This is a genomic window from Streptomyces sp. SUK 48 (genome assembly GCF_009650765.1).
Taxonomy (GTDB): Bacteria; Actinomycetota; Actinomycetes; order Streptomycetales; family Streptomycetaceae; genus Streptomyces.
On sequence record NZ_CP045740.1, the window covers coordinates 7,743,741 to 7,769,912 of the forward strand.

The window sequence follows — 26,172 nt, forward strand, 5'->3', positions numbered from 1 at the left end:
GGACTGGGTTAACCTGCGGCGTATTTTCCCCTCGTACAAATCCGTGAACTGGGGAAATGCACATGTGAACCGCCGGGTCAGGCCGCGTGCCCGGCGATGGTTCCGAGCCCTCCCCCACCGAGGGCTCCTTGGGGTGCGGAATGAGGCGCGCATGGCCGGCAAGGCGACCGGGACGACCGACGCGGTACCGGGCGACGAAGAACTGAGACGACTGCTCGCGGGGCTGACCGCGGTCCGTGACGGGGATTTCGGTACCCGGCTGCCGGACGACTCCCCGGGGCTCATGGGCGACATCGCCACCGTCTTCAACGGCATGGTCGACCAGTTGTCCGTGTTCACCTCCGAGGTCACCCGCGTGTCCCGCGAGGTGGGCACCGAGGGCACCCTCGGCGGCCAGGCGCAGGTGCCGGGGGTCTCGGGCACCTGGGCCGACCTGACCGACTCGGTCAACGCGATGGCGGGCAACCTCACCACCCAGGTCCGCGACATCGCCCAGGTGGCCACCGCGGTCGCCAAGGGTGACCTGTCGCAGAAGATCGACGTCCCGGCGCGCGGCGAGATCCTTCAGCTGAAGGAGACCGTCAACACGATGGTCGACCAGCTCTCCGCCTTCGCCGACGAGGTCACCCGCGTCGCCCGCGAGGTCGGTACCGAGGGCCGGCTCGGCGGTCAGGCGCAGGTCCCGGGCGTCGCCGGCGTCTGGCGCGACCTCACGGATTCGGTCAACTTCATGGCCGGAAACCTCACCGCCCAGGTGCGCAACGTCGCCCAGGTGACGACGGCCGTCGCGCAGGGTGATCTGTCGCAGAAGATCACGGTGGATGCCCGGGGCGAGATCCTGGAGCTGAAGTCCACCATCAACACGATGGTGGATCAGCTGTCCGCGTTCGCCGACGAGGTGACGCGCGTAGCGCGCGAGGTCGGTACCGAGGGCCGGCTCGGCGGCCAGGCCGACGTCAAGGGCGTGAAGGGAACCTGGCGGGACCTCACGGATTCGGTCAACTTCATGGCCGGAAACCTGACCAACCAGGTGCGCAACGTCGCCCAGGTGGCCACCGCGGTGGCGCAGGGTGATCTGTCGCAGAAGATCACGGTGGATGCCCGGGGCGAGATCCTGGAGCTGAAGAGCACCATCAACACGATGGTGGATCAGCTGTCCGCGTTCGCCGACGAGGTGACGCGCGTAGCGCGCGAGGTCGGTACCGAGGGCCGGCTCGGCGGCCAGGCGCAGGTGCGGGGAGTCGCCGGCACCTGGAAGGACCTCACCGACAACGTCAATGTGATGGCCTCCAACCTCACCGGCCAGGTCCGCTCCATCAGCCAGGTCGCCACGGCCGTCGCCAAGGGCGACCTCTCGCAGAAGATCATGGTCGAGGCCAAGGGCGAGGTCGCCGCGCTCGCCGACGTCATCAACACCATGGTCGACACGCTCTCGGCGTTCGCCGACGAGGTCACCCGCGTGGCCCGCGAGGTGGGCACCGAGGGCCGGCTCGGCGGCCAGGCCCATGTGCCCAACGTGGCGGGCACCTGGAAGGACCTCACCGACAACGTCAACTCCATGGCCAACAACCTCACCGGCCAGGTGCGCAACATCGCGCTGGTGACCACCGCCGTGGCCAAGGGCGACCTGTCGAAGAAGATCGACGTCGACGCGCGCGGCGAGATCCTCGAACTGAAGACGACCATCAACACGATGGTGGACCAGCTGTCCGCGTTCGCCGACGAGGTCACGCGTGTCGCACGCGAGGTGGGCACCGAGGGCCGGCTCGGCGGTCAGGCCGAGGTCGAGGGCGTCTCCGGCACCTGGAAGCGGCTCACCGAGAACGTCAACGAGCTCGCCGGGAACCTCACCCGGCAGGTCCGCGCCATCGCCGACGTCGCCAGCGCCGTCGCCGAGGGCGACCTCACCCGCTCCATCACCGTCGACGCCTCCGGCGAGGTCGCCGACCTCAAGGACAACATCAACTCCATGGTGGAGTCCCTGCGCGAGACCACCCGGGCCAACCAGGAACAGGACTGGCTCAAGACCAACCTCGCCCGGCTCTCCGGCCTCATGCAGGGCCACCGCGACCTGCGCGTCGTGGCCGAGCTGATCATGGACGAGCTGGTGCCCCAGGTGTCCGCCCAGTACGGCGCCTTCTACCTCGCCGAGGACGCCGCCGCCGGCCCCGAGCTGCGGCTCGTCGGCGACTACGGCCGACCCGACGAGGACGAGCGCCCCGAGCGCATCCCCTTCGGCCGCTCCCTGGTCGGCCAGGCCGCCCGCAGCCGCCGTACGATCGCGGTCGACGAGCTGCCGCCCCGCTACGTCACCATCTCCTCCGGACTCGGACAGATCGAGCCCACCGCGCTGCTGCTGCTGCCCATCCTCTTCGAGGAGCAGGTGCTCGGCGTCATCGAACTCGCCTCCGTCTCCCGGTTCACCACCGTGCAGCGGGACTTCCTCCAGCAGCTCGTGGACACCATCGGCGTCAACGTCAACACGATCGTCGCCAACGCCCGCACCGACGAACTGCTCGAGGAGTCCCAGCGGCTCACCAGCGAACTCCAGGCCCGCTCGGCCGAGTTGCAGGCCCAGCAGGAGGAACTCCAGCGCTCCAACGCGGAACTGGAGGAGAAGGCGTCGCTGCTCGCCGAGCAGAACCGCGACATCGAGGGCAAGAACCTCCAGATCGAGCAGGCCCGGCAGGAACTGGAGGCACGCGCCCAGCAGTTGTCGCTGGCCTCCAAGTACAAGTCCGAGTTCCTCGCCAACATGAGCCACGAGCTGCGCACCCCGCTCAACAGCCTGCTCATCCTGGCCCAGCTGCTCGCCCAGAACCCCTCCCGCAACCTCACCCCGAAGCAGGTCGAGTACGCGGGCATCATCCACTCGGCGGGCTCCGACCTGCTCCAGCTGATCAACGACATCCTCGACCTGTCCAAGGTCGAGGCGGGCAAGATGGACGTCACCCCGGAGCGGGTCCCGCTGCGCCAGCTCATCGAGTACGTCGAGGCCACCTTCCGGCCGATGACCTCGCAGAAGAGCCTCGGGTTCACCATCACCACGTCGGCCGGCGCGCCCGCCGACCTGCTCACCGACGACTCCCGGCTCCGTCAGATCCTGCGCAACCTGCTGTCCAACGCGGTGAAGTTCACCGAACAGGGCGGGGTCGAACTGTGCGTCGAGCCCGCGGCCGACGACGAGGTGCCCCGCGCCGTGGTCCGCGGCGGCGCGGTGGTCGCCTTCCGGGTGACGGACACCGGCATCGGCATCCCGGAACAGCAACTGGAGAGCATCTTCGGCGCGTTCCAGCAGGCGGACGGCACCACCAGCCGCAAGTACGGCGGCACCGGGCTCGGCCTGTCCATCACCCGGGAGATCGCCCATCTGCTCGGCGGTGCCGTCACCGTCGACAGCACACCGGGCAAGGGCAGCACTTTCACCCTCTTCCTGCCCGTGGCCCGGCCCGACTTCGACGACCACCTGCGCGGTGTCCGCGGCACCGTCGAACCGGCCGAACTGGAGCACGCGGACGCCACCGCCCCGCACGAGCTGAAGGCGGCGCCGCCCCTCGTCTCCGCCAAGCGGCCGCGCGCCCGCAGGCTGCTCGTCGTGGAGGAGCGTCCGCGCGGCCTGCTGACCCTGGTCGCCGAGAGCGTCGTGGGCGATCTCGACCACGGGCACGCCGACGGCATCCCCGTCGACATCATCACCGCGGTCGGCGCCCAGGAGGCGGCCGGCGCCCTCGCCGCCGAACCCTGCCACTGCGTCGTCGTCGAACTGGGCGCCTCCGACGGGGAGTCGGCCCGGTTCCTGCACGCGCTGCACGGCGACTCGGCCCTCGCCGGCGTCCCCGTGCTGGTGCACAACGGCTCCCACCGCGCCGAGTACCCGGAGGCGGAGCCGGGCGGCTCGCTGGAGTACCTCTCCAGCCTGGACGAGCTGCGCGAGCGGATCGCCCTCCACCTGTCCGCGGAGGAGCCCGGCGAGGTGCTCACCTTCGTCCGCGGCGAGGAACTCCAGCACACCCCGGACCAGGTCGACGAGTACAACCGGGGCCGTACCGTCCTCGTCGTCGACGACGACGCGCGCAACCTCTTCGCGCTCAGCGGCATCCTCGAACTGCACGGCTTCCGCGTCCTGCACGCGGAGAACGGCCGCAAGGGCATCGAGACGCTGCTGAACAACTCGGACGTCGAACTCGTCCTGATGGACGTGATGATGCCCGAGATGGACGGGTACGCCGCCACCGCCGAGATCCGCAGCATGCCGCGGTACGCGGACCTGCCGGTGATCGCCGTCACCGCGAAGGCGATGCAGGGCGACCGGGAGAAGAGCCTCGCCTCCGGCGCCAGCGACTACGTCACGAAACCGGTGGACACCCGCGACCTCATCGCCTGCGTCCGGCGCTGGCTGCCCGCATGAAGCCGGACCACGACACCGCGCAACCGCCCGTCCGCAGGCCGAGGAGTACCCGTCCGGTGAACATCCAGCCGCCCGCCGACCCCGGCACCCCGCTCGACCCGTCGAACGGTGTGCCGGCCCCGCTGCCGCCGGTGGACGTGGTGGCGGTGGCCGAGGTGCCCGCGGACTCCCCGGTGGGCAGGCTCGCCGCCACCGTGGAGCGGTTGCGAAGCGAGGTGCGGACCGCACAGGCGGAGGCCGAGGGCCGGGCACTGATCGAGCTGGCCAAGGGCATCCTGGTCGAACGCCTCGGCTGCGGGCCCGCCCAGGCCGCCCGGCAGCTCGCCGAACTGACCGAACAGGCGCAGGTGACACCGCTGGAACTGGCGGTGGACGTCATCAACCAGGCGGCCAGGGACCGGGTCGCCGAGGTGACCGAGGCGTTCCTCTCCACGACCGCGGACCCCGGCGCCCCGGACGAGGACTCCGCCGCCGTACGGCTGCGCGCCGCCGAGAGCGGGGTGCTGGCCGCCCACGACACCGAGACGATGGCCGCCTCCCTGCTCGAACACGCCCTGCGTCCGCTCGGCGCCGTCGCCGTGGCCATCTGGGCGGCCGGCTCGGACGGTTCGCTGACCCTCGCGGGCAGCGCGGGCTTCACCTCCGCCGAGGCGGCCCGCTGGTGCTACGTCCCGCCGGACGTGGCCACGGTGGCCCGCCGGGGCCTGACCGAGCCCGACGGACAGTGGCTGCCCTCGCTCGCCGAGTCGGGGCTGCCCACCATCGGGCGGCGCGAGTACGCCGAGGGCGCCCGGATCGCCGTACCCGCCGGTGCGGGCGGCCGCATCCACGGCGTCCTGGAGATCGCCTGGCCCAAGCCCGAGGGACCGCTGCCGCGCCCCGTGCTGCGTCAGGTGGAGACGCTCGCCGAACTGTGCGCGCACACCCTGGACGACTTCGTCCCCTCCGCCGTGCCCAGCCCGGAATCCCGGGTCATGCCGGACGTCGCGGAGCTGATGGACCTCGCGGACGGCCTGCACGACCCCGCCTTGGTGCTGGTGCCGCACCTCGACGACGCGGGCCGGCTCCTCGACTTCCGCATCCAGCACGTCAACAACCACTTCCTCGACCCGGCGGGCCGCCCGCGGGCCGTCATCGGCGGCGCCCTGCTGCTGGAGGCGTACCCGATGGCGGCCGGCACCAGCGAGCTGTTCCAGCGCGTGGAGCGGGTCTACGCCACCGGCGAGCCGTTCCGCGCCCAGCGCGTGCGGCTCACCGCGCTGGTCGACCAGGTCCCGCTCTCCGCGGTCGCCGACATCAGCATCAGCCGCCACGGCTCCACCCTGCTGCTCATCTGGCGCATCGAGGACGAGACCGCGCGCCTGGCCAGCCTGCTCCAGCACGCCCAGCGGCTCGGCCGGATCGGCGGCTTCGAGGAGAACCTGCTGACCGGCGAGATCACCTGGAACGGGCAGCTGTTCACCCTCTACGGCCGCCCGGCCACGAGCTCCCCGGTCGCCCTGGAGGAACTGCCCGCCTACTCCCACCCGGACGACGCCGTCCAGATCGGGCGGTTCCTGCGCACCCTGCTGCACCACCGCAGGCCGGCCTCGGCGGCGTTCCGGCTGCAGCGGCCGGACGGCGTGTCCCGGCACATGCGCCTGGTCGCCGAACCGGTCCTCGACACCGACGGCCAGCTGTTCGGGGTGCGCGGCGCCTACCAGGACATCTCCGCCCAGCACTGGACCGAGGTCGCCCTCGCCGCGACCCGCGACCAGCTCGCCCACACCGAGCAGCAGGCCGCCGAACGCAACCGGCTCGCCCTCCAGCTCCAGCACGCGATCATGCCCCCCGCCCAGGCACCGCTGCGCGTGCCCAGCATCCAGGTGGCGGTCCGCTACCGGCCGGCCGAGACGGAGCATCTGGTCGGCGGCGACTGGTACGACGCCGTGGTGCTCCCCTCGGGACTCATCCTGCTGTGCGTCGGCGATGTCGCCGGACACGGCATCGAGGCGGCCACCAGCATGGTCGTCCTGCGCAACGCGCTGCGCGGCCTCGCCGTCACCGGGGCGGGCCCGGCGCAGCTGCTGTCCTGGCTGAACATCGTCGCCCACCATCTGACGGGCGCCGTCACCGCGACCGCGGTGTGCGGCCTGTACGACGCGGAGACCCGCACCCTGCGCTGGGCGCGGGCCGGTCATCTGCCGCCCGTCCTGGTCCGAGAGCAGGAGGCCACCCCCCTGCCCACCCTCAGCGGTCTGCTGCTGGGCGCCCTCCCGGAGGCGGTCTACGAGGAGACCGAACTGAGCCTGGCCGCCGGCGACACCCTCCTCATGTACACCGACGGTCTGATCGAACGCCGCGACCGCTCGGTCGAGGAATCCCTCACCCACCTCCTGGACCAGGCCCGCTCGGGCCCCCGGACCCTGGACCAGCAGCTGGACAGACTGCTCACGTACAGCAGGTCGGACACCGACGACGACACGTGCATCGTGGGGATCAGGGTGGACTGAGGCGCGTGACCCCGGACCACGACCTGGTGGGGCGCCGGTGCGCGTACCTGGGCCGTGTCCTGCTGCCGCTGGTGGACCAGGAGCCATGGCGTCGGTCCCGCCGCCGGGAGGACCCGCGGGACCGGGGCGTCGACCCGGCGGTGGGGGAGCGGCTGATCGAGATCTTCGCGGTGCCGGCCGCCCACGCCGTCGCGCTCGACGCCTCCGTGTCCCCGGCGGAGTTCGACGGCCTGCCCCTGCTCGCCGTGGCCGGGGCCCTGACCGGCAAGCGCGATGCCGGACTGCTCGCCGGGCTCCCGGACACCTTCACCGACGTCCGCGAGGAACAGGCCGTCGACCTCTTCCGCCGGTGCGCCCACGCGAGCCATCGGACCCGCCTCCGGGTCTTCCGGCTGAGCGGCGAGGTGCGCCACGCGCTGGTCGTCCTGGCCGAACGCCCGCCGGCACGGTCCGCCACCTGCGGCGACGTCTTCCGCGGGGCGGCCGAGGCCGGCTTGGCGCCGTGACCATGGGGGGACGCCTACGAGAGCAGCTCATGGGGGCACCTCGCGGGCGTGCCGAAGTCCCCTGCCCACGTACCCTCTTCCTGTGTCCGCCCCTCGTCTGCACCGCGTCGCCGTCCTCGTCCTCGACGGCGCGAAGCCGCTCGATGTCGGGATTCCCGCGCAGGTGTTCACCACCCGCGCGAGCATGCCGTACGAGGTGCGGGTGTGCGGGGCCCAACCCGGGCTCGTGGCCGGGGGCGACGGGCTCGCGTACGAGGTCGCCCACGGCCTGGACGCGCTCGCATGGGCCGACATCGTGTTCGTGCCCGGGTACCGCTTCCCGGACCGCGAGGACCCGCCGCAGGCCGTCGTCGACGCGCTGATCGCCGCCCATGAGCGGGGCGCGCGGCTCGCCGCCATCTCCACGGGCGCCTTCGCGCTCGCCGCGACCGGCCTGCTCGACGGCAGACGCGCCACGACGCACTGGCACTACACGCAGGCGCTCGCGGCCCGCCATCCGCTCGTCCGGGTCGACGAGAACGTGCTGTTCGTGGACGAGGGCAGCGTGCTCACCTCGGCCGGCGCCGCCTCCGGTATCGACCTGTGCCTGCACATCCTGCGTGGCGACGTCGGCGTGGCCGCCTCCAACCACGCGGCCCGGCGGCTGGTCGCCGCCCCCTACCGCAGCGGCGGCCAGGCCCAGTACGTGCCGCGCAGCGTCCCCGAACCGCACGGCGAACGCTTCGGCGCCACCCGCGAGTGGGCGCTGCACCGGCTCGGCGATCCCCTCACCCTCGACACGCTGGCGCGGCAGGCGGGGGTCTCGCCGCGCACCTTCTCCCGGCGCTTCGTCGAGGAGACCGGCTACACGCCGATGCAGTGGGTGATGCGCGCCCGCATCGACCTGGCCCGCGAACTGCTCGAACGCTCCCAGCGCGGTGTCGAACAGATCGCCGCCGACGTCGGGCTCGGCACCGGCGCGAACCTGCGCCTGCACTTCCAGCGCATCCTCGGCACCACACCCAGCGAGTACCGGCGCACCTTCACCCGGGGCGAGTGACCCGCACGGCCACCATATGGCGGAATCCTTTTGAACCATGGCGATCCCGCCACTGTCAGCGGCGCGCACCGCGAGCGAGCCTGGTGGCGAACGGAAGGGACACCACACATGACTCGCATCGCCATCAACGGGTTCGGCCGCATCGGACGCAATGTGCTGCGCGCGCTGCTCGAACGGGACAGCGCCCTCGAGGTCGTCGCCGTCAACGACCTGACGGAGCCCGCCACCCTCGCCCGGCTGCTCGCCTACGACAGCACGGCCGGCCGGCTCGGGCGTCCGGTGACCGTCGACGGCGACACCCTCGTGGTGGACGGCCGCCGGATCACGGTGCTGGCCGAGCGTGAGCCGGCGCAGCTGCCCTGGGCCGAACTCGGCGTCGACATCGTCCTGGAGGCCACCGGCCGCTTCACCTCGGCGAAGGCCGCCCGCGCCCACCTCGACGCCGGTGCGAGGAAGGTGCTCGTCAGCGCGCCGTCCGACGGCGCCGACGTCACCCTCGCGTTCGGCGTCAACACCGACGCCTACGACCCGCAGGTGCACACGATCGTCTCGAACGCCTCCTGCACCACCAACGCGCTGGCGCCGCTCGCCGCCGTCCTCGACGAACTCGCCGGTATCGAGCACGGGTTCATGACCACGGTGCACGCCTATACGCAGGAGCAGAACCTCCAGGACGGTCCGCACCGCGACGCCCGCCGCGCCCGTGCCGCCGGCGTCAACATCGTGCCGACCACGACCGGCGCCGCCAAGGCGATCGGCCTGGTCCTGCCGAACCTCGAAGGCAAGCTGTCGGGCGACTCGATCCGCGTCCCGGTGCCGGTGGGCTCGATCGTCGAACTCAACACGACCGTCGCCCGCGACGTGACCCGCGACGAGGTGCTGGCGGCCTACCGCGCCGCGGCGGAGGGCCCCCTCGCCGGCGTCCTCGAGTACTCGGACGACCCGCTCGTCTCCTCCGACATCACCGGCAACCCCGCCTCCTCCATCTTCGACTCGGCCCTCACCCGGGTCGACGGCCGCCACATCAAGGTGGTCGCGTGGTACGACAACGAGTGGGGCTTCTCGAACCGCGTGATCGACACCCTCACCCTGCTCGCCACCCGCTGACATCGCCGCCGCAGCGGTGGCGTGGCCGTCCACGTCACCGCGCGCTGCTCGACCCCCTGGTGACCGCGCCGCGGGACCTCGGCGGCGAAGCCCCTCCCGAAAAGGCACACCTGCCACCCGGAGGGTCTCGTAGCCTCGTACCCGTACCTGTCGCGTCCTGTTGCCCTTGGAGTCGCAGATGGCCGTTCGCCGTGTCATGCCCATCATCCATTCCGCGGCCGCGGAGGAGAGCCGTGACTTCTACGGCCTGCTGGGCTTCGAGGAGGTCATGAATCTCGACTGGGTGATGACACTCGCCTCGCCGTCGACCCCGGCGGCACAGATCAGCGTCGTGTCCACCGACCGGACCGCCCCGGTCACCCCGGACATGAGCATCGAGGTGGACGACGTGGAGGCGGCCTACGCGGCCATGCGGGCCGCCGGCGCGGAGATCGTCCACCCGCTGCGGGACGAGGAGTGGGGAGTACGCCGCTTCTTCGTCCGCGATCCGAGCGGTCGCGTGATCAATGTCCTGAGCCACCGCTGACGCTGGTCGCACGCGGAGGCGAACGGCGTGCTGGCGCCCTCGGCGACCGCTCGGCCGCGGGGGAGCCGAGCGGCCAGGTCGCGAGACCCCGCGAGAGAGGACGGGTGGCGGTCCACGAACCGGCCTTCACCGTCTTGTCGGCCCTGCACAGCGCCGGAGCGCCGGACGCGAGGTGATCGACCGCATGCTCAGCCCCTGTCCGGGGCGGGTGCGGGGCCCCGGTTCCCGGTCACCTCGCGCGCGATGCGACGCCACTCGGCCTCCCCACCGGGCAACGGCCAGGCCCACGTCGGTCGTTCCGCCGTGTCCAGGTCGTGGAGGGCGCGGGCGAGTCGCGGACCGGCGCTGGCGGTGCCGTCCGGGACGGTGGGGCCGTGGGCGGCGCGGAGCCGGGCGAAGCGTGCCAGTTCGGACGCGTAGAAGCCCACGGCGTCATCGACGCCCGCGGCCAGTTCGTCGCCCGGCATCGTGCGGTGCAACTGGAGAACCAGTCGATGTACCCGTCCGGATGACCCTCGACGAGCATCGAGCGCCAGTAGTCTCCGTGCGAAGTCTCGGCGCGGAGCGGCGGGACGAAGGAGCGGTACTCGTCGGTGCGCCAGAAGTCCACGTCCTGAAGGTGCTCGTCGACAACGGCGAGCAGTACGGTCCGCGACCGCTGCGCGACGAGCAGCCGCCGCTCCGCACTGAACACGCACAACCCCGGCTCCCGGCGCCCCGGTACGTCAAGAGACAGGCCCACCCAGGTGCCGTCTCCCCGAGTGACATCGCCGCGCCGCATACCGGGAAGCGTAGACGGCCGCGGCCCAAGTCCCCGGCCCGCCCCAGGAGAGCCGGCGCCCGCTCCGGGGCGCGCCCGCGTCGTCCCGGAAGCCCGTCCCGGAAGTCGTCCTTGAAGTCGTCCCGGAAAAGGGTTGGACGGGACGACGACCTCGCTTGTAGCTTGCAGTCGACCGTGACACCGCCCGAGGAGGTGAGACCCATGAACGCTGTATCGACGTGGGTGCTCCCCCTTTCCGTCACGGCCGGCGATTGACGTAGGCGTCGCCGGGAGCGCCTCCACACCAAGGCACTCCCGAAAGGCAACACCCATGCTCTCTTTGCACTTCACCGCCGAGTCGTCGTCGGACGGCCTGGTCGAGCGCGACTTCACCGTGGGGGACATCCCCGGAGTCCTCTGGTCGCCGGCCTCCGGCGGCGACCGCGCGCCCCTGGTCCTGATGGGCCACGGCGGCGGCAGGCACAAGAAGGAGCCGGCCATGACGGGCCGCGCCCGCCTCCTCGTGAACGGCTACGGCCTCCACGCCGCCGCCATCGACGCGCCCGGTCACGGCGACCGGCTGCGCACCGCCCACGACGAGCGGGACATCGCAGCGCTGCGCGAGGCGCAGGCGGCGGGCGCGCCGGAAGGCCCGGTCGTCGTCCCGTACAACGCCCGCCTGGCCGAGCTCGCCGTGCCCGAGTGGCAGACGGTCCTGGACGCCCTCCAGCGGCTTCCCGAGATCGGCGCCGACGGGCCGGTGGGCTACACCGGCCTCGGCCTGGGCACCGCGATCGGGGTGCCGCTGGTGGCGGCCGAGCCCAGGATCAAGGCCGCGGTCTTCGGCATGCACTGGCCCGACGCCCTGACCGAGACGGCCGGGCGGATCACCGTCCCGGTCGAGTTCGACATGCAGTGGGACAACGAGCGCATCCCGCGCGCGGCCAGCCTCGCGCTGTTCGATGCCTTCGCCTCGAAGGAGAAGACCTTGCACGCCAACGCGGGCAAGCACTTCGACTGGCCCAGGTTCGAGGCCGACAGCGCGGTCCGGTTCCTCGCCCGGCACCTCGGCCGGGCGGTCACCGTACCGGCCTGACGGTGAGCGCGCGCGGCGCCCGGTCCGACGGACCGGGCGCCGCGGCGTCGTCACCTCGCGGCTCTCGCCGACCGGTTCCCGCCGACCGGTTCCCGTCACCGTCGTACAGATCGCCAGGATTGCGGCCGGGGCGGGCGGGAAGGCGGACCGCAGGCCGATGGACGCGCTGCTTCGGGGCGGTGGCCCGAGACGAAGGCGGCGGGAGGGGTGGGTGCGGGTGAGCAGGCAATCGACGGTGGAGCCGGGGCAGGAGCCCTCGGCGGGGGACCGCGACGAGGTGCGGGTGCCGCCGATACGGCCCGGCGGTTACGACCCGGCCGACTACGCCGCCATCGTGGTACGCAGCGCCGAGGAGGCCGGAGTGTCGGCGCTGCTCGTCATGACGGTGCTCCACAACGAGGCGTACAAGCCGCACCATCCGCTGCTGGAGCGGCTGTGGCAGTGGTGGAAGCCCGGGGCGTCCTTCGGTGTGGCCAACATGCACCGCGCGACCTTCGAGGGGGTGCGGCGGGCACACGACCTGCCGGGGCGGTGGCAGGACCTGCGCGACGATCCGGCCTTCGCCATCCACGCGGCGGCGCTGCACCTGAAGGACCTCGACCGCAGGCTTCCGCGACGGCACGTGCGCCGCTACACCCGCGACGAACTGCTCGCCCTGGGCTATAACACGGGCGAACGCAATATGCGGGCCTTCGCCCGGGGTGTCCTGCCGGGCCCCATGGCACGGTCGTACCTGCGCCGGTTCCGCGCCTACCGGGGGAGTGCCGCCGAGGCCCTCGCCGCGGCGGATCGCCGTGACCCGTGGGGCACGGCGGCCGAATGAGCGGCCGCGGAACGGCGGAACAGGCGGGTGCCCCAGCCGGGGCGGCCCGCACCCGTGAGAGGCGGCCGCCGTACGGCAGCCGCCTCGGAAGGTCACGGGTGTGGCCGGTCAGCCCCGGATGATGTTCTGGGCCTGGGGGCCCTTCTGGCCCTGGCCGATGTCGAAGGTGACCTGCTCGCCCTCGGTGAGCTCGCGGAATCCACCGCCCTGGATCTCGGAATAGTGCGCGAAGACGTCAGCTCCTCCGCCGTCCTGGGCGATGAAGCCGTACCCCTTCTCGGAGTTGAACCATTTCACGGTGCCGCTGGCCATCGATCGATCCTTCGTTCATACCGGGAGCCACCCATGTCCGGGGCCGCTCCGGCTCCCTTGGCAGTAGGAGCCGACATCGTTTCTACCCCGAGCACCGCCGCCTATCCGGCTCATGACACAGCAGTCGGTGTGGCGTCGTCGCGGAGAACCCGTTGCGCACCCCATTCGGCCGCGCCCGGGATCACGGCAGGGTGAGGCCGAGGCGTTCGGTCAGTTCGGTGAGGGCCTGGCCGAGCGGCATCTCCACGTGCGCGTGCGCGAGGTCGTCGCCGCGTGTCGGGCCGAGGTTGATGACGGAGACGGGCTTGCCGTCCTTGGCGGCGCGTCGGACGAACCGCAGGCCCGACAGGACGGCCAGGGACGAGCCGAGGACGAGCAGCGAGCCGGCCGCGTCGATCAGGTCCATGCAGCGCCGGGTGCGGGGCTTGGGCACGTTCTCACCGAAGAACACGACGTACGGCTTGAGCACGCCACCGCACCGCTCGCACGGCACCACGCGGAACGTGTGCACGAGGTCGTCGGGCAGCTCGATGTCGCCGTCGGGGTTGACCCGGAGCCCGGCGGCGTCCCGCGCGGCGAGGAGTTCCCCGTTGGCGGCGAGCAGCCGCGCGTCGAGTTCGTCGCGCGGGCTGATCGTCTCGCAGTCGAGGCATACGACCCGGTCCAGACTGCCGTGCAGGGCGACTGCGTCCGTCGTCCCGGCCGCCTGGTGCAGCCCGTCCACGTTCTGCGTGATCACGGCATCGACGTACCCGGACGCGCGCAGCGCCTGCACGGCGTGGTGACCGGCATTGGGCCGGGCCTCGGCGATGGCCCGGCGCCCGACATAGCCGCGGGCCCAGTAGCGGCGCCGGTTCGCCTCGTCCGCCACGAAGTCCTGGTACGTCATGGGGGAGTGCCGCCGGTGCCGCCCGGTCACGCCCCGGTAGTCGGGGATACCGGACTCGGTGGAGATCCCGGCCCCGGTCAGCACCGCCACCTTGCCGGCGGCCAGTTGCCCGGCGATCTCGTCCATCCCGCCGGCGGGACGTGTACCGGTGTCGGGCAGGGGACCGACGATCGGACGCATACGCATATCAGCAGCTTAGGACGCCGACCGGCGTAGTGCGCCCCCGAAGGGCAAGCGCGGCTTCGCCCCGCGCCGCGCCCGCGTCCGCGCCCGTTTCGGCGGGACCGGCGCCGTTCAGGAGACGGAGATGGGGACCGCCGTGCCCGTCACCTCGATGCCGCTGGACGGATCCGCCGGGATCTTCACCGTCAGGAGACTCGGGCGGCCCATGTCCACGCCCTGGTGGATGGTCAGCACCGCGGGCGGTGTGACGAGCCCGTTGCCGCGGAGGTAACCGCCGAGGGCCGCGGCCGCCGCGCCGGTGGCCGGGTCCTCGACGACACCGCCCGGCGGGAAGGGGTTGCGGGCGTGGAAGACCGAGTCCGACTCGCGGTGCACGAGGGCGATGGTCGTCCAATCCCGCCGCACCATCAAGGCGTTGAGCGCGGGCATGTCGTAGTCGAGGTCGGCCAGCCGTGCCCGGTCGGCGGTGGCGATGACCGGGTGCCAGGCGCCGCCGTAGGCGACCTGCGGCGGCAGCGCCGGGTCGAGGTCGGCGGCGGACCAGCGCAGGGCGGTGAGGAGTTCGGCGAGATCGGTGCCGGAGAGCTCCGCCGTACGGGGCTCGACGCTGACCAGGGTGGCCGTGACCGCGCCGTCCGGGGTGGTCGAGGTGGTCACGGGGACGGGTCCGGCCTTGGTGTGCAGCAGCAGGCGGCCGACGCCGTGCCGGGAGGCGTGTGCGACGGCCGTCGCGATGGTGGCGTGGCCGCAGAACGGGACCTCGGCCTGCGGGCTGAAGTACCGGATGTCGAGCGACCCGTCGGGGCGGGCGACGGCGAACGCCGTTTCCGAGTAGCCGACTTCGGCGGCGGTGGCGGCCATCGTCGCCTCGTCGATGCCGGTGGCGTCCAGCACCACACCCGCCGGGTTTCCGCCCAGGGGGTCACTGCTGAAGGCCACGTAGCGCAGGATGTCCATCGGGCGACGGTAGACGCCCCGTCGTTGGGCGGTCAAAGGTGTTCCACGGCAAGGAGGTTGCCGTCCTGCGGGCATCGACCGCGTTCCGGCGGTACGACGTTCAGGCGGGACGTCTCAGGACGCCGACGCCCGCCCGTCCCAAAGTCGCCCGGCGAAGGCCCGTGCGGCGGCCAGGTCCCCGGCGTTCGGCCGCTGCTTGTTGATGCCACCGAGCAGCTTGAAGGGCGCCCAGGTGTCGAACGCCCGGCAGGAGAAGCTCCCTTCCACCTCGAAGCCCTTGGCCTCCAGGAGCCGGACCAGGGGGCGGGCGAAGGGCATCAGGGGGAGCTCGGGGAGCCCGCTGGTGGCGAACACGAACGCCCGGCCCCGCCCGGCGGGCAGCGCCTTGGCGAAGTCGGTCAGCCGGGGGTGGAGCCTGCTGTAGAAGACGCCCGATCCGAATCCCACGAGGTCGGCGGCGGCCAGCTCCGCCGGGTCGGCCTGTTCCGGGGAGACGACCTTCGCGTCCAGGGTCTCGGCCATGCTGTCGGCGACACGACGCGTGTTGCCGTGCGACACGGAGGCGCACACGATGACGGTCTTCATCCTCACGATCCCTTCTCTCGCTTCCGTATCAAGGACCGGCGCGGCGGCGTCGGATGTGACATGCGGCGAGCGTGACGGCGCCCACATCCCGCGGCTCCGTCCCGCTCCGCCCCTCTCCCCGGGCGTCCTCAGACCGGCCCGTCCCCCAGCCACTGGTGGACGGCGAGCGCGGTGGTGCGGGCATGCTCCTCCAGCAGGGTGAAGTGGTCCCCGGGCACGGTGATCCCGGCGTGCGGCAGGCTCCAGGCCGGCGCGGGCCCGGCGCCGGGCAGGGTGTCCTGGGCCCGTACGTACAGGGTGGGGCAGGCGAGCGGCGCGGGCTTCCAGCCGTCGAAGAGCTCGAAGTATCCGGCCATCGCGGTGAGCCGCTCGGGGCTGGCGGAGGCGTACGTCGCCGCCCGGCGCAGCATGTCCGACGTCATCGCGGAGAGCGCCTGATCCCGGTCGCCGTGACCCGGGGGATAGGTGTCCAGCAGCACCACGGCGGCCGGGCCGGCACCCTCGGACTCCAGGCGTTCGGCCACGGCGTGGGCCACCCAGCCACCGGCCGACCGCCCGAGCAGGACCAGGGGGCCTTGGGCCGCGGCCGCGCGGACGGCCATGACCTGGGCGGTGACCAGCGCGTCCAGCGTGGCGGGCAGGGCTTCTCCGGGGGCGAACCCCGGGTGCCGTACCGCGGAGACCGGCCGCAGACCGCGCAACCCGGCACCGAGGCGCGCGTACTCCTGCGGCCCGGAGACCGCGCTGAGCGCGGGGGAGCAGACCAGCCGGGCCCCCGTGCCGCCCGCCGCCAGCATGACGGGCTCGTGCGTCGCGCCGGGCGCACCGGACCTGTCGAACACCGGGCGCAGGCGCGCGGCGACGGTGAGGAGCACCATGCCGTCCCAGGTCCGTCCCCGGGCGCACGCGGTACGGAAGAGAGCGCCCAGGGAGTCCGGGGCCGCGTCGGCGTCCGGCGCGTCGGCGGCCCGTGGGCCGGCGGTGTCCGGGGAGCCGTATGCGGCCTGGCCGCCGCCCGCCTCGCCCGGGGAACCCGGAGGGCCGACGGCCTCGGACCCCGCCGGACCATCGGGCGTGGCGGCCGGAGAAGGCGCCTCGGCGGCGTACCCGCGCGCCAGCTCGGCGGCGAGCGCGCGCGGGGTCGGGAAGTCGAACAGCAGCGTGGTCGGCAGCGCGAGCCCCGTCCACGCGGCGAGCTCATTGCGCAGATCGACCGCGGCCAGGGAGTCCAGCCCCAGGTCCGCCAGCAGGGCGTCCGCGTCGATCGCGCTCGCCCCGTCCGGGTGGCCCAGGACGCGGGCCGCCAGGGTCCGGACCTCGGTGAGCAGCACCCCGGCCTGGGCGCCGGGCGGGGCGGCGGCCAGCGCCTGGGCGAGTCGGGCCCCGCCGCGGTCGGCGGCGCGGGCCCGGACCCGGTGCGCCGTGGGGCCGGTGCCGTGGAGGGCGGCCGGCGCGAGACGGGCCGCCACCACCACGGGCTCGCAACCGTCCACGGCGGCGTCGAAGAGGGCCAGGCCCTCCTCCTGCCCGAGCGGTGCGAATCCGGCACGGGTCATCCGCCGCCGGTCCGCTTCGTCGAGGTGCGCCATCATGCCGTCGTCCTGCCGCCAGGGGCCCCAGGCGATCGACGTACCGGGCAGCCCGAGCCGGACCCGATGCCGTGCCAGCGCGTCCAACACGCTGTTGGCGGCGGCATAGTTGGCCTGGCCGGCGGAGCCGAAGGTGCCGGCCACGGAGGAGAACAGCGCGAACAGGGGCAGATCCTGACCGCGCGTCAGCTCGTGCAGTGCGAGCGCGGCGTCCGCCTTGGGGCGCAGCACCCGCCTCAGCCGGCCGGTGGTGAGCGCCGTGACGACACCGTCGTCCAGTACCCCGGCGGTATGGACGACGCCGGTCAGCGGGTGGGCCGCCGGTACCGTGCCGAGCAGGGCGGCCAGCGCGGTCCGGTCCGCGACGTCGCAGGCGCGCACGGTCACTTCGGCGCCCGCCTCGCCCAGCTCCGCGACGAGTTCTGGGGCCCCGGGGGCGTCCGGGCCGTGTCGCCCGACGAGCAGCAGATGACGCACGCCGTGGGCGGTGACCAGATGCCGCGCCACCAGCCTGCCGAGCGAACCGGTGCCGCCGGTGACCAGGACGGTGCCCTTCGGGTCGAGCGGCCGCCGCGTCCGCGACTCCGTTGTGGCCTCGGCCAGTTGTACGAGTCTCGGCACGCGCACCGTCCCCCGGTGGACGGCCGCCTCCGGCACCGAGGCGGCGAGCAGGGCGGGCAGCGCGGCCCAGGAATCGGGGTGTTCGTCCACGTCGACGAGGGCGAAGCGCCCCGGGTGCTCGCGCAGGGCCGAGCGGATCAGCCCCCATACCGGTGCGTGTGACGGCACGGCCGCCGCGTCGCCCGACCGGCCACCGGCGACCGCCTCCGGGAGGAAACCGTCGTCGACCGGAGCGACGGCACCGGACGTCACGAGGACGAGCCGGGAGCGGGACAGCCGCGGCTCCGCGAGCCACTCCTGTACGAGCCTCAGCGCCCGGTCCGCCGCCGCCAGCGACTCGGCGGCCCCGTCCCGCGCGTCGCCGTCCGTGCCGGGCGGTGGGCAGGGCGCCACGACGACGGCCGACGAGGCGTCGCATGCCGCCGGGCGCGCGTACACGGGGACACCGGAACCGGGCGGCGCGAGGGCGTCCATCAGCGGTTCGCCCGCCGTGCCCAGAACCGCCCAGCGGGGCATCGCCGCGGGCGCGGGCGGCTCGGGCAGCGGCACCCAGTCCATGCGGTGGAGGGCACCGGTGAGCGTGCCCGTCGTCGCCGGGCCGGTCCGCGGCAGGGGCCGGAGCGTGAGCGAACGGATCGTGGCCACTGGCGTGTTCGTCTCGTCGGTCAGCTCCACCCGGGTCCGCCCGTCGGGCCCTGGGGCCACCCGGACCCGCAGGCGTCGTACACCGGTGGTGTGCACGCGCACGCCACCGAAGGCGAACGGCAGGGACAGCCCCCCGGCCGGTGGGGCGTCCGCCCCGGGACCGGCCGGGAGGAGGCCGGCCAGGGCCCGGACGTGCAGCGCCGCGTCGAGCAGTGCCGGGTGCAGGACGAACTCCGGTTCACCAGACTCTGGTTGGGGCCCCCGGGCCGCTTCGGGCAGCTCGACGTCGGCGTACAGCTCCTCCCCGCGCCGCCAGGCGGCACGCATGCCCCGGAAGGCGGGACCGTAGCGCAGCCCGTCGGCGGCGAGCCGGTCGTACGCTCCGCTTCCCGGACCCCCGGCCCGCAGGGGCACCGCCCCCTCCGGCGGCCAGGACGCGCCCTCGGCCCCGGCCGCTCCCCGGTCCGCGGGCGGTGGTGCCGGCATGAGCGTTCCGACGGCGTTCCGGACCCAGGGCTCGTCACCCGCTGCGGGATGTGGCCGGGAGTGGAAGGACACGGTCCGTCGTCCCGCGTCGTCCGGCCCCGCCAGTTTCACCTGCACGGCGACCGCGCCGTCCGGGGGCAATGGCAGCGGCGCGGTCAAAACCAGCTCGTCCAGCACGTCGGCCCCCGCCGACTCGCCCGCGTGCAGGGCCATATCGACGAAGGCGGTGGCCGGCAGCAGGATCTCTCCGGCCACCACATGGTCGGCGAGCCACGGCTGGTCGCGCACCGAGAGCAATGCGCTCAGCAGCAGGCCGTCGTCGTCGGCGGTGCGGATGCACGACCGCAGGAGGGGGTGGGTGGCCCCGGCCGCCGGGATCACGGGCGGAGGCGGGGCGGCGTCGGCCGCCAGCCAGTACCGGCGGCGCTGGAAGGCGTACGTGGGCAGCGCGACCCGCCGGCCGCCGCGCCCGGCGAAGACGGCCGGCCAGTCGACGGCCACGCCGTGCGCGTGCAGCGCCGCCAGTGTGTCGAGCAGGGCGTCCGCTTCCGGCCGCGAGGCGCGCAGGGTCGGCAGGACCACCGGTTCCGGGTCCCGTTCACCGTCGCGTGCCGCCGGGTGTGTCCCCGCCACGGCGAGGCAGTCCCGCACCAGGCCGGTGAGCACCCCGTCCGGACCCAACTCGACGTAATGCGTGGCCCCTTGCCCGCCCAGGTACGTCACCGAGTCGGCGAAGCGGACCGGGCGGCGGACATGGTCCACCCAGAACTCCGGTGTGCACAGCTCCTCGTCGGTGGCCGCGCGGCCCGCGACCGCGGTGAGCAGCGGCAACCGGGGCGCGGCGAAGGAGAGGTGCCGGAGCACGTCCGCGAAGCCGGCCAGCGCGGGCTCCGTCCGGGCGGAGTGGAAGGCATGGCCGACCCGCAGCAAGGTCACCGAACGGCCCTGTGCCCGGAAGTGCCCGGCGATATCCCGCACCGCGGTCTCGTCGCCGGAGACGACCACGGAGGCGGGCCCGTTGACCGCCGCGATCTCCGCCGTACACCCGGTCCCGGCGAGGTGTGCGGCCACCTCGTCCGCACCGGCGGCCACCGCCGCCATCCCGCCGCCCGCGGGCAGCGCGTCCATCAGCCGGCTTCGGGCCGCCACCAGCGTGCACGCGTCCGCCAGGGACAGCACCCCGGCGACATGGGCCGCCGTCACCTCGCCCACCGAGTGCCCGGCCACCAGGGCGGGGCGCACACCCCAGGCCGCGAACTGCCGGAACAGGGCCGTCTCCAGGGCGAAGAGGGCCGGCTGCGCGAACCGGGTCGTGCGCAGCAGCCCGCCGGTCTCCGTGCCGGGCGCGGCGAACATGACGTCCCGCAGGGGCACCGGCAACAGTGGGTCGAGCAGGGCACAGCACTCGTCCAGCGCGCGGGCGAAGGCAGGGTGCAGATCCCGCGACTCGTACAACGCACGTCCCATGCCGACGCGTTGGCTGCCCTGGCCGGTGAACAGCAGGGCCACGCGGCTCAGGTCGCGGGACATGCCCCGGTGCACTCCGCAGGGGCTGTCCCCCTCCGCCAACGCCCTCAGGGAGTCGAGCAGTTCGGTACGGTCCCGCGCCACCACCACGGCCCGGTGCTCGAAGGCGGCCCGGGTGGTGGCGAGCGAGTACCCGAGGTCCGGCAGGGACGCGTCGGGGGCGGCGGCCACCTGTTCGTACAGCCGTCGCGCCTGGGCCCGCAGCGCCGGCACGCTCCTGGCCGACACGGGAAAGGCCACCGCGGCCCGCCCGGGCGGCGGCACAGGGCGCATCCCCGGGGCCGCCGTACCTTCCCGTACCTCCCGGCGGTTTGCCGCCCCGTCCTCCTCCGCGCCCCCCAAAGGCTCTTCGAGCACCACATGGGCGTTGGTGCCGCTGATGCCGAAGGACGACACCCCCACCCGGCGCGGACGATCCGTCGCGGGCCACTCCACCGCCCGGCTCAGCAGCGCGATCCGCTCCGAGGACCAGTCGACCCGGGGGGTCGGCTCGTCGGCGTGCAGCGTGCGCGGCAGCACGCCGTGCCGCATCGCCTGCACCATCTTGATCACACCGGCCACTCCGGCGGCGGCCTGGGTGTGCCCGATGTTCGACTTCACCGAGCCCAGCAGCAGCGGACGCCGCCGCGCGTCGTGGCCGTACGTCGCGAAGAACGCCTCCGCCTCGATGACGTCGCCCAGCCGGGTGCCGGTTCCGTGCGCCTCCACCGCGTCGACGTCCCCGGGGACCAGTCCCGCGTCCGCGAGCGCCTGCCGGATCACCCGCTGCTGCGCCGGTCCGTGCGGTGCGGTCAGCCCGTTGCTCGCGCCGTCCTGGTTCACCGCCGAGCCGCGCACCACGGCCAGCGCCGGGAGTCCCGCGCGGCGCGCCCGCGACAACCGGCTCAGCAGCAGCATTCCGGCACCCTCGGCCCACCCCGTGCCGTCGGCGCCCGCGCCGAACGCCTTGCAGCGGCCGTCCGGTGCCAGCGCCCGCTGGCGGCTGAACTCCACGAACGAGGAGGGACCCGACATCACCGTGGCACCCCCGGCCAGCGCGAAGGCGCACTCACCCCGGCGCAGCGCCTGGGCCGCCAGATGCAGGGCCACCAGGGAGGACGAACACGCCGTGTCCACCGTGAGGGCCGGACCTTCGAGCCCGAAGGTGTACGCGATACGACCCGAGGCGACGCTTCCGGCGTTGCCGAGGCCGAGATACCCCTCGACCTGCTCGGGCGTCCTGGTCAGCCGGCGGGCGTAGTCGCTGTACATCAGCCCGACGTACACCCCGGTCGCCGAGCCGCGCAGGACGGCGGGGACGAGACCGGCGTCCTCGAACGCCTCCCACGCCACTTCGAGCAGCAGCCGGTGCTGCGGGTCCATGGCCAGCGCCTCGCGAGGGGAGATGCCGAAGAAGCCGGGGTCGAAACGGTCCACGCCGGAAAGGAATCCGCCCTCGCGCACGTACGTCCGCCCGGGCCGCCCGGGATCCGGGTCGTACAACGCCCCGGTGTCCCAGCCCCGGTCGGTGGGGAAGGGGCCGATGGCGTCCCTCCCGTCGGCGACCAGCCGCCACAGTTCCTCCGGAGAGCTCACCCCTCCGGGATAGCGGCACGCCATCCCCACGATCACCACGGGGTCGTCGTCCGACCGGACCGCGTCCCGGTGCACGGGCCCGGCCCCGGCCGGCGCGGCGGCGGCGCGTTCCCCGAGGTGCGCGGCGAGCGCGGCGGCCGTCGGGAAGTCGAACGCGACGGCCTCGGAGAGCGGCAGCCCGGTCACCGCCGACAGCCGCTCCCGCAGCACCGTCGCCGTCAGGGAGTCCATCCCCAGGTCCCGCAGGGCGGTGCCCGGCTCCACCGACCGAGGCGCACACCCGAGGACGGCCGCCACCTCGCTCCGCACCAGGCCCAGCAGGTCCCGCGACGGCGACCGGCGCGGATCGGCGGGCTCGCCCCTTCGCCGCTCCGCGGGCCCCTCGGCGGCCTCCGCTCCCAGCGCCCGCGCCGGCAGACCGGCGAGGTCCCGGCGCACGATCTTTCCGGAGACGGTACGGGGAATGCCCGCCACCTCGAACAGCTCGACGGGCACCTTGGCGGCGGACAGCCGCGCGCGGCAGGCGGCGAGGACGCGTCCCCTGTCCAGCGCGCCGCCACCGGGCCCGGCGACCAGATAGCCGACCGGCACCTCGCCGAAGACGGGGTGCGGGCGTCCGGCCACGGCCGCGTCCGCCACCCCCGGGAGGCGTCGTAGCACCGCCTCCACCTCCGAGGGATGGACGTTCACCCCACCCCGGATGATCAGATCACTCGCCCGGCCGGTGATCGTCAGTTCACCGCGGCCGTCGATCCTGACCAGGTCGCCCGTGCGGAACCAGCCGTCGCGCAGGACCTCCGCGGTGTCCTCTGTCCGACCGTGGTAACCGGCCATGATCCCGGGCCCGTTGACCCACAGCTCTCCCTCACCCGTGTCCCGCCCGTCGGCACCCCCGCCGACCCGGACCCGGGTCCCGGGCAGCACCCGGCCGCACGCCCCCTCCGCCGTCGCCTCGCCCGGCCCCGCCATGGTGACCGGGCCCGCCTCCGTACTGCCGTAGTGCTCCAGATAGGGGGCACGGCACACCGCCTCGAAGGACGTGCGGAAGCCGGGCCCCGCCGCCGCGCCACCGCTGATGCAGGCCCGCAGCGCGGGGGCGCCGAGGCCGACCCCGTCCGCCTCGCCGCGGACCGCGTCGAGCAGCGCGGAGTACGTGGTCGGGACCCCGCCGAGCAGGGTGAACGGGGCGTCCCCGCCGCGCAGTTCACCGAGCACGCCGGCCACCGAGAACCTGGGCAGCAGCACCGCGCTCGCCCCCACCGCGGTGACCCCGAGGAAGCACACGATCTGGCTCATGGCGTGATGGAGGGGCAACGGCCAGAGCACATGGTCCCGTTCGGACAGACCCAGGACGCCGGCCAGGCCCGTCGCCACCGGCGAGAGACGGTTGCGCTGCGTGGACAGGACACCCTTGGGTACGCCGGAGGAGCCCGAGGTGTAGAGCAGCCAGGCCACTTCGTCCAGCGCGAGATCGTCCCGGGCGGGCGTCCGGGGCTCCGTGGCCGCCAACTCCTCGTACGACAGCTCGCGGTGGGCGACGCCGGGCCGGTCCCCGTCCGCGCCGGGCCGGTCCCGGTCCGTGGCGGCCCCGTCCCCGTCCGTGGCGGCTCCGTCCGCCGGCCCCTCGATGTCCGCGCGGGAGGCCGGCCCGCCGCCGCTTCCGCCCTCCTCGCCGCCCTCGGCCACCACCACGGTCAGCCCCGGCCGGCACGACAGCGCGCGCCGCCGCGCCGGACAGGCGTCGTCGGTGATGAGCACCCGCGCCCCGCTGTCGTCCAATAAGCGGGCCAGCTCCTCCTGCGCACTCCCCGGGTCCAGCGGCACGCCCACGCCGCTCGCCCGGGTGACGGCGAGCAGACTCTCGACCGCCTCGACACGGTTGCCGAGCAGCACGGCCACCCGGTCACCACGGGCCACCCCGAGCCCGGCCAGATGACCGGCGAGCCGCGCGGTCCGCTCCGCCAGCTCCCGGTAGGTCAGCCGACGGGACCGGTCCTGGAAGCAGACCTTGTCCCCGAGACGACGAGCGTGTTCCCCGAGCAGCTCCGGCAGCGGCCTGACGACATCGGCGTGCGTACCCACGGCTTAACCCCCTTGAGACGAACCGTCGTTGAGGACGGCCGCGCGATCGAGCTGGTTGCCCACCCGGTTCAACGAGCGGGGGGTACGCCGTCGTGGCGCAACGGCGGAGTCGGCTGGAGGGGTCGCTCCGCAGGGGGCGCTGGGCAGGGGGCGCTGGGCAGGGGGGAGCGCTTCTCACCCCGCCGTCGGTGTCGAGCGGGACGGCCGGAGCCGGCGGGTGCGGATGTGGACGCCGTCCACCAGCCGGCCGCCCGAGTCCGCGACGGCGGACAGGCAGAAGCGGACCCACATGTTGAGCTGGATCTCCTTCGCCACGCGCAGGTAGGAGTAGAGGACGTGCACCAGGCGGGTGGCGGCGCGTGCCCACAACTCGATCTCGAACACGAGCAGGTCGCCGTCCTCGTGTGCGCCGAACCGCACCTGCCCGGCCTCCATGTGACCGCGCAGCGTCACCAGGTGCAGCGACCCCGGTTCGCGGCGCAGGACCCGCACCGGGCCGTTCCAGGGGCCCGGCACCTCCACCACCAACTCGTCCGCGACGTCCAGGCCCTGGGTGCGGAGTTCACCCGCGCGGATACCGACCACCTCCGAGGGACGAAGCGCTCGAAGTGACGGCAGACGTGGTCGAGGAGTCCGACGCCGTCGACGTCGGCCCCCGCGATACGCACCCGGAAGACCCGGTGGAACAGCGGGCCGCAGCCGTCCTCGGCCGGCTGCACCCGTTCGTCGGCCGCCGCGGCGGGAAGCGCCGGCGGGCGGTCCCGTTCGTCGCCCTCGCACTCGCCGGCGCGGTACAGGGGCGTCGTCTCCCAGAGGTAACGCCAGGTGACCAGCATCGTGCCCAGGAGCCACCGCGACAGCACGGTCAGCCCCCGTTGCCAGCGCTGTCGGGGCACCGAACCCCCTCGCATCATCGGATGGGCATAAAGCATAAATATGTATGAATAGGTGCATACCCTGGTATAGGGCTGGTGACACGGTGGTGTGACACGAGCGGATGAACCGGGAGGCGCGCATGGTGGTCCGGCTGCTGCACCGAGCGGGCATGCGCAGCACGCAGCTGCACCTCGCCTCGCTCGGGGCGATCGGTCTGTGCGTGACGCTGTGGGTGCGCGCGAAGGCCATCGACCAGGAGCAGCGAGGCAACGCCGAACGGCGCGCGCTCTTCGTGGGCCTGTGGCCGCCGATGCTGTGGCTGATCGGTGAATCACTGCGGGAACCGGAGCGATGACCCGTGGACGACCGGCCCTTCGGGCGGTTCGACGCGGTACGGGCGTGGAAAGAGCTCGCGGGCGCCTCCGTCAACTACTCGCTCGACGAGGTACGCCGCCCCGCGTGGAACATCGACGTCCACCGCATCCCGCTGCCCGCCGAACCCCCGGGACCTCCCGCGTCCGGGGGGTCCTGGACGCACGCCTGCCGTCTCGTGCGCGACTACGAGTTCTCGCCACCGGAGATCGTACGGGCGCTGTACGACCCGGCGGCCCCCCTCCTCGGCCGTGACATGCTGCTCGAAGCCAGGTTCCACGGCCTGCACTTCTACTGCGGCGTCCGCGTCACCGAAGTCGTCGACGAGACGCGCGACGGCACCGACCACGTCTGGGGCTGGGCCTACGAGACCCTCGACGGCCACTTGGAGCGCGGCAAAGTCACCTACGAGGTGGTGAAGAACAGCCGGACGGGCGCGGTCGAGTTCCTGGTCACCTGCCATTCCCAGGGCGCGCCCACCCTGGGTCCGGTCATCGCGCTCGGATGGCGGCTGTTCGGCCGCCGCACCCAACTGCGTTTCTACCGGCGGTGCGGCGCACGCATGCGGCGCTTCGTCGAGGCGGCGTCGCGCGGCGAGCCCGTCCCACGCCGCCCGCCGGTGAGGGTCGATCACCTGGTGTACGCCCCCTCGGACGCGCGGCCCCGTCGCCTGGACGCGCTGGCCTTCCGCCGGGTCTCGCCGGCCTGACGTACGG

Annotated in this window: 17 protein-coding genes; 10 read left to right on the plus strand and 7 right to left on the minus strand. The window is 73.5% G+C overall.

What is annotated here, in order from left to right:
- The first annotated feature begins 151 nt into the window (after window positions 1-151).
- The 6 genes from GHR20_RS34435 (at window position 152) to GHR20_RS34460 (ending at window position 10,078) form a co-directional block, all read left to right on the plus strand.
- Window positions 152-4,408 carry a HAMP domain-containing protein gene (locus tag GHR20_RS34435; RefSeq protein WP_148023526.1) on the plus strand — a complete coding sequence of 1,419 codons (4,257 nt, stop codon included), beginning with the start codon at window positions 152-154 and terminating at the stop codon, window positions 4,406-4,408.
- 110 nt (window positions 4,409-4,518) lie between these two features.
- A complete protein-coding gene (locus GHR20_RS34440; RefSeq protein ID WP_243878424.1) occupies window positions 4,519-6,900 on the plus strand; it encodes a SpoIIE family protein phosphatase in 2,382 nt (793 codons plus the stop codon).
- A 5-nt stretch (window positions 6,901-6,905) separates the two neighbouring features.
- Window positions 6,906-7,406, plus strand: coding sequence for a hypothetical protein (locus GHR20_RS34445; protein WP_153815456.1), 501 nt, complete (start codon window positions 6,906-6,908; stop codon window positions 7,404-7,406).
- An 82-nt stretch (window positions 7,407-7,488) separates the two neighbouring features.
- On the plus strand, window positions 7,489-8,445 hold the full coding sequence (locus GHR20_RS34450) for a helix-turn-helix domain-containing protein (RefSeq protein WP_153815457.1): 957 nt from the start codon (window positions 7,489-7,491) through the stop codon (window positions 8,443-8,445).
- Window positions 8,446-8,553: 108 nt separating this feature from the next.
- Window positions 8,554-9,552, plus strand: a complete 999-nt coding sequence (gene gap, locus GHR20_RS34455; RefSeq protein ID WP_153815458.1) for a type I glyceraldehyde-3-phosphate dehydrogenase — start codon at window positions 8,554-8,556, stop codon at window positions 9,550-9,552.
- A gap of 178 nt (window positions 9,553-9,730) precedes the next feature.
- The gene (locus tag GHR20_RS34460; RefSeq protein ID WP_111582844.1) at window positions 9,731-10,078 is read left to right on the plus strand and encodes a VOC family protein; all 348 of its coding nucleotides are present in this window, start codon (window positions 9,731-9,733) and stop codon (window positions 10,076-10,078) included.
- A 188-nt stretch (window positions 10,079-10,266) separates the two neighbouring features.
- Here the strand turns inward: GHR20_RS34460 and GHR20_RS37890 are convergent, their stop codons facing one another.
- On the minus strand, window positions 10,267-10,557 hold the full coding sequence (locus GHR20_RS37890; protein WP_243878221.1) for a hypothetical protein: 291 nt from the start codon (window positions 10,555-10,557) through the stop codon (window positions 10,267-10,269).
- A gap of 612 nt (window positions 10,558-11,169) precedes the next feature.
- On the opposite strand from GHR20_RS37890, the gene GHR20_RS34470 reads away from it, so the two are divergent.
- Together GHR20_RS34470 and GHR20_RS34475 are read left to right on the plus strand one after the other, a co-directional pair.
- Window positions 11,170-11,934 carry an alpha/beta hydrolase gene (locus GHR20_RS34470; RefSeq protein WP_153815459.1) on the plus strand — a complete coding sequence of 255 codons (765 nt, stop codon included), beginning with the start codon at window positions 11,170-11,172 and terminating at the stop codon, window positions 11,932-11,934.
- A gap of 217 nt (window positions 11,935-12,151) precedes the next feature.
- Window positions 12,152-12,757 carry a lytic transglycosylase domain-containing protein gene (locus GHR20_RS34475; protein ID WP_243878222.1) on the plus strand — a complete coding sequence of 202 codons (606 nt, stop codon included), beginning with the start codon at window positions 12,152-12,154 and terminating at the stop codon, window positions 12,755-12,757.
- Between the two features lie 108 nt (window positions 12,758-12,865).
- Here the strand turns inward: GHR20_RS34475 and GHR20_RS34480 are convergent, their stop codons facing one another.
- From GHR20_RS34480 to GHR20_RS37895, 6 genes are all read right to left on the minus strand, one after another.
- Window positions 12,866-13,069, minus strand: a complete 204-nt coding sequence (locus GHR20_RS34480) for a cold-shock protein (RefSeq protein ID WP_111582846.1) — start codon at window positions 13,067-13,069, stop codon at window positions 12,866-12,868.
- Between the two features lie 181 nt (window positions 13,070-13,250).
- The gene (locus GHR20_RS34485) at window positions 13,251-14,084 is read right to left on the minus strand and encodes an NAD-dependent protein deacetylase (protein ID WP_243878425.1); all 834 of its coding nucleotides are present in this window, start codon (window positions 14,082-14,084) and stop codon (window positions 13,251-13,253) included.
- A 168-nt stretch (window positions 14,085-14,252) separates the two neighbouring features.
- Complete coding sequence (locus GHR20_RS34490) at window positions 14,253-15,098, minus strand: PhzF family phenazine biosynthesis isomerase (protein ID WP_153815461.1); 846 nt, start codon at window positions 15,096-15,098, stop codon at window positions 14,253-14,255.
- A gap of 114 nt (window positions 15,099-15,212) precedes the next feature.
- Window positions 15,213-15,683, minus strand: a complete 471-nt coding sequence (locus GHR20_RS34495; RefSeq protein ID WP_153815462.1) for a flavodoxin family protein — start codon at window positions 15,681-15,683, stop codon at window positions 15,213-15,215.
- Window positions 15,684-15,811: 128 nt separating this feature from the next.
- On the minus strand, window positions 15,812-24,208 hold the full coding sequence (locus tag GHR20_RS34500; RefSeq protein ID WP_153815463.1) for a type I polyketide synthase: 8,397 nt from the start codon (window positions 24,206-24,208) through the stop codon (window positions 15,812-15,814).
- 174 nt (window positions 24,209-24,382) lie between these two features.
- A complete protein-coding gene (locus GHR20_RS37895; RefSeq protein ID WP_243878223.1) occupies window positions 24,383-24,793 on the minus strand; it encodes a DUF1990 family protein in 411 nt (136 codons plus the stop codon).
- Window positions 24,794-25,253: 460 nt separating this feature from the next.
- Between GHR20_RS37895 and GHR20_RS34510 the strand changes: the two genes are divergently transcribed.
- Together GHR20_RS34510 and GHR20_RS34515 are read left to right on the plus strand one after the other, a co-directional pair.
- Window positions 25,254-25,439 (plus strand): hypothetical protein, encoded by a 186-nt coding sequence (locus tag GHR20_RS34510; RefSeq protein ID WP_243878224.1) that lies wholly within the window; start codon window positions 25,254-25,256, stop codon window positions 25,437-25,439.
- 3 nt (window positions 25,440-25,442) lie between these two features.
- Window positions 25,443-26,165, plus strand: a complete 723-nt coding sequence (locus GHR20_RS34515) for a DUF1990 family protein (RefSeq protein ID WP_153815465.1) — start codon at window positions 25,443-25,445, stop codon at window positions 26,163-26,165.
- The last annotated feature ends 7 nt before the right edge of the window (window positions 26,166-26,172 follow it).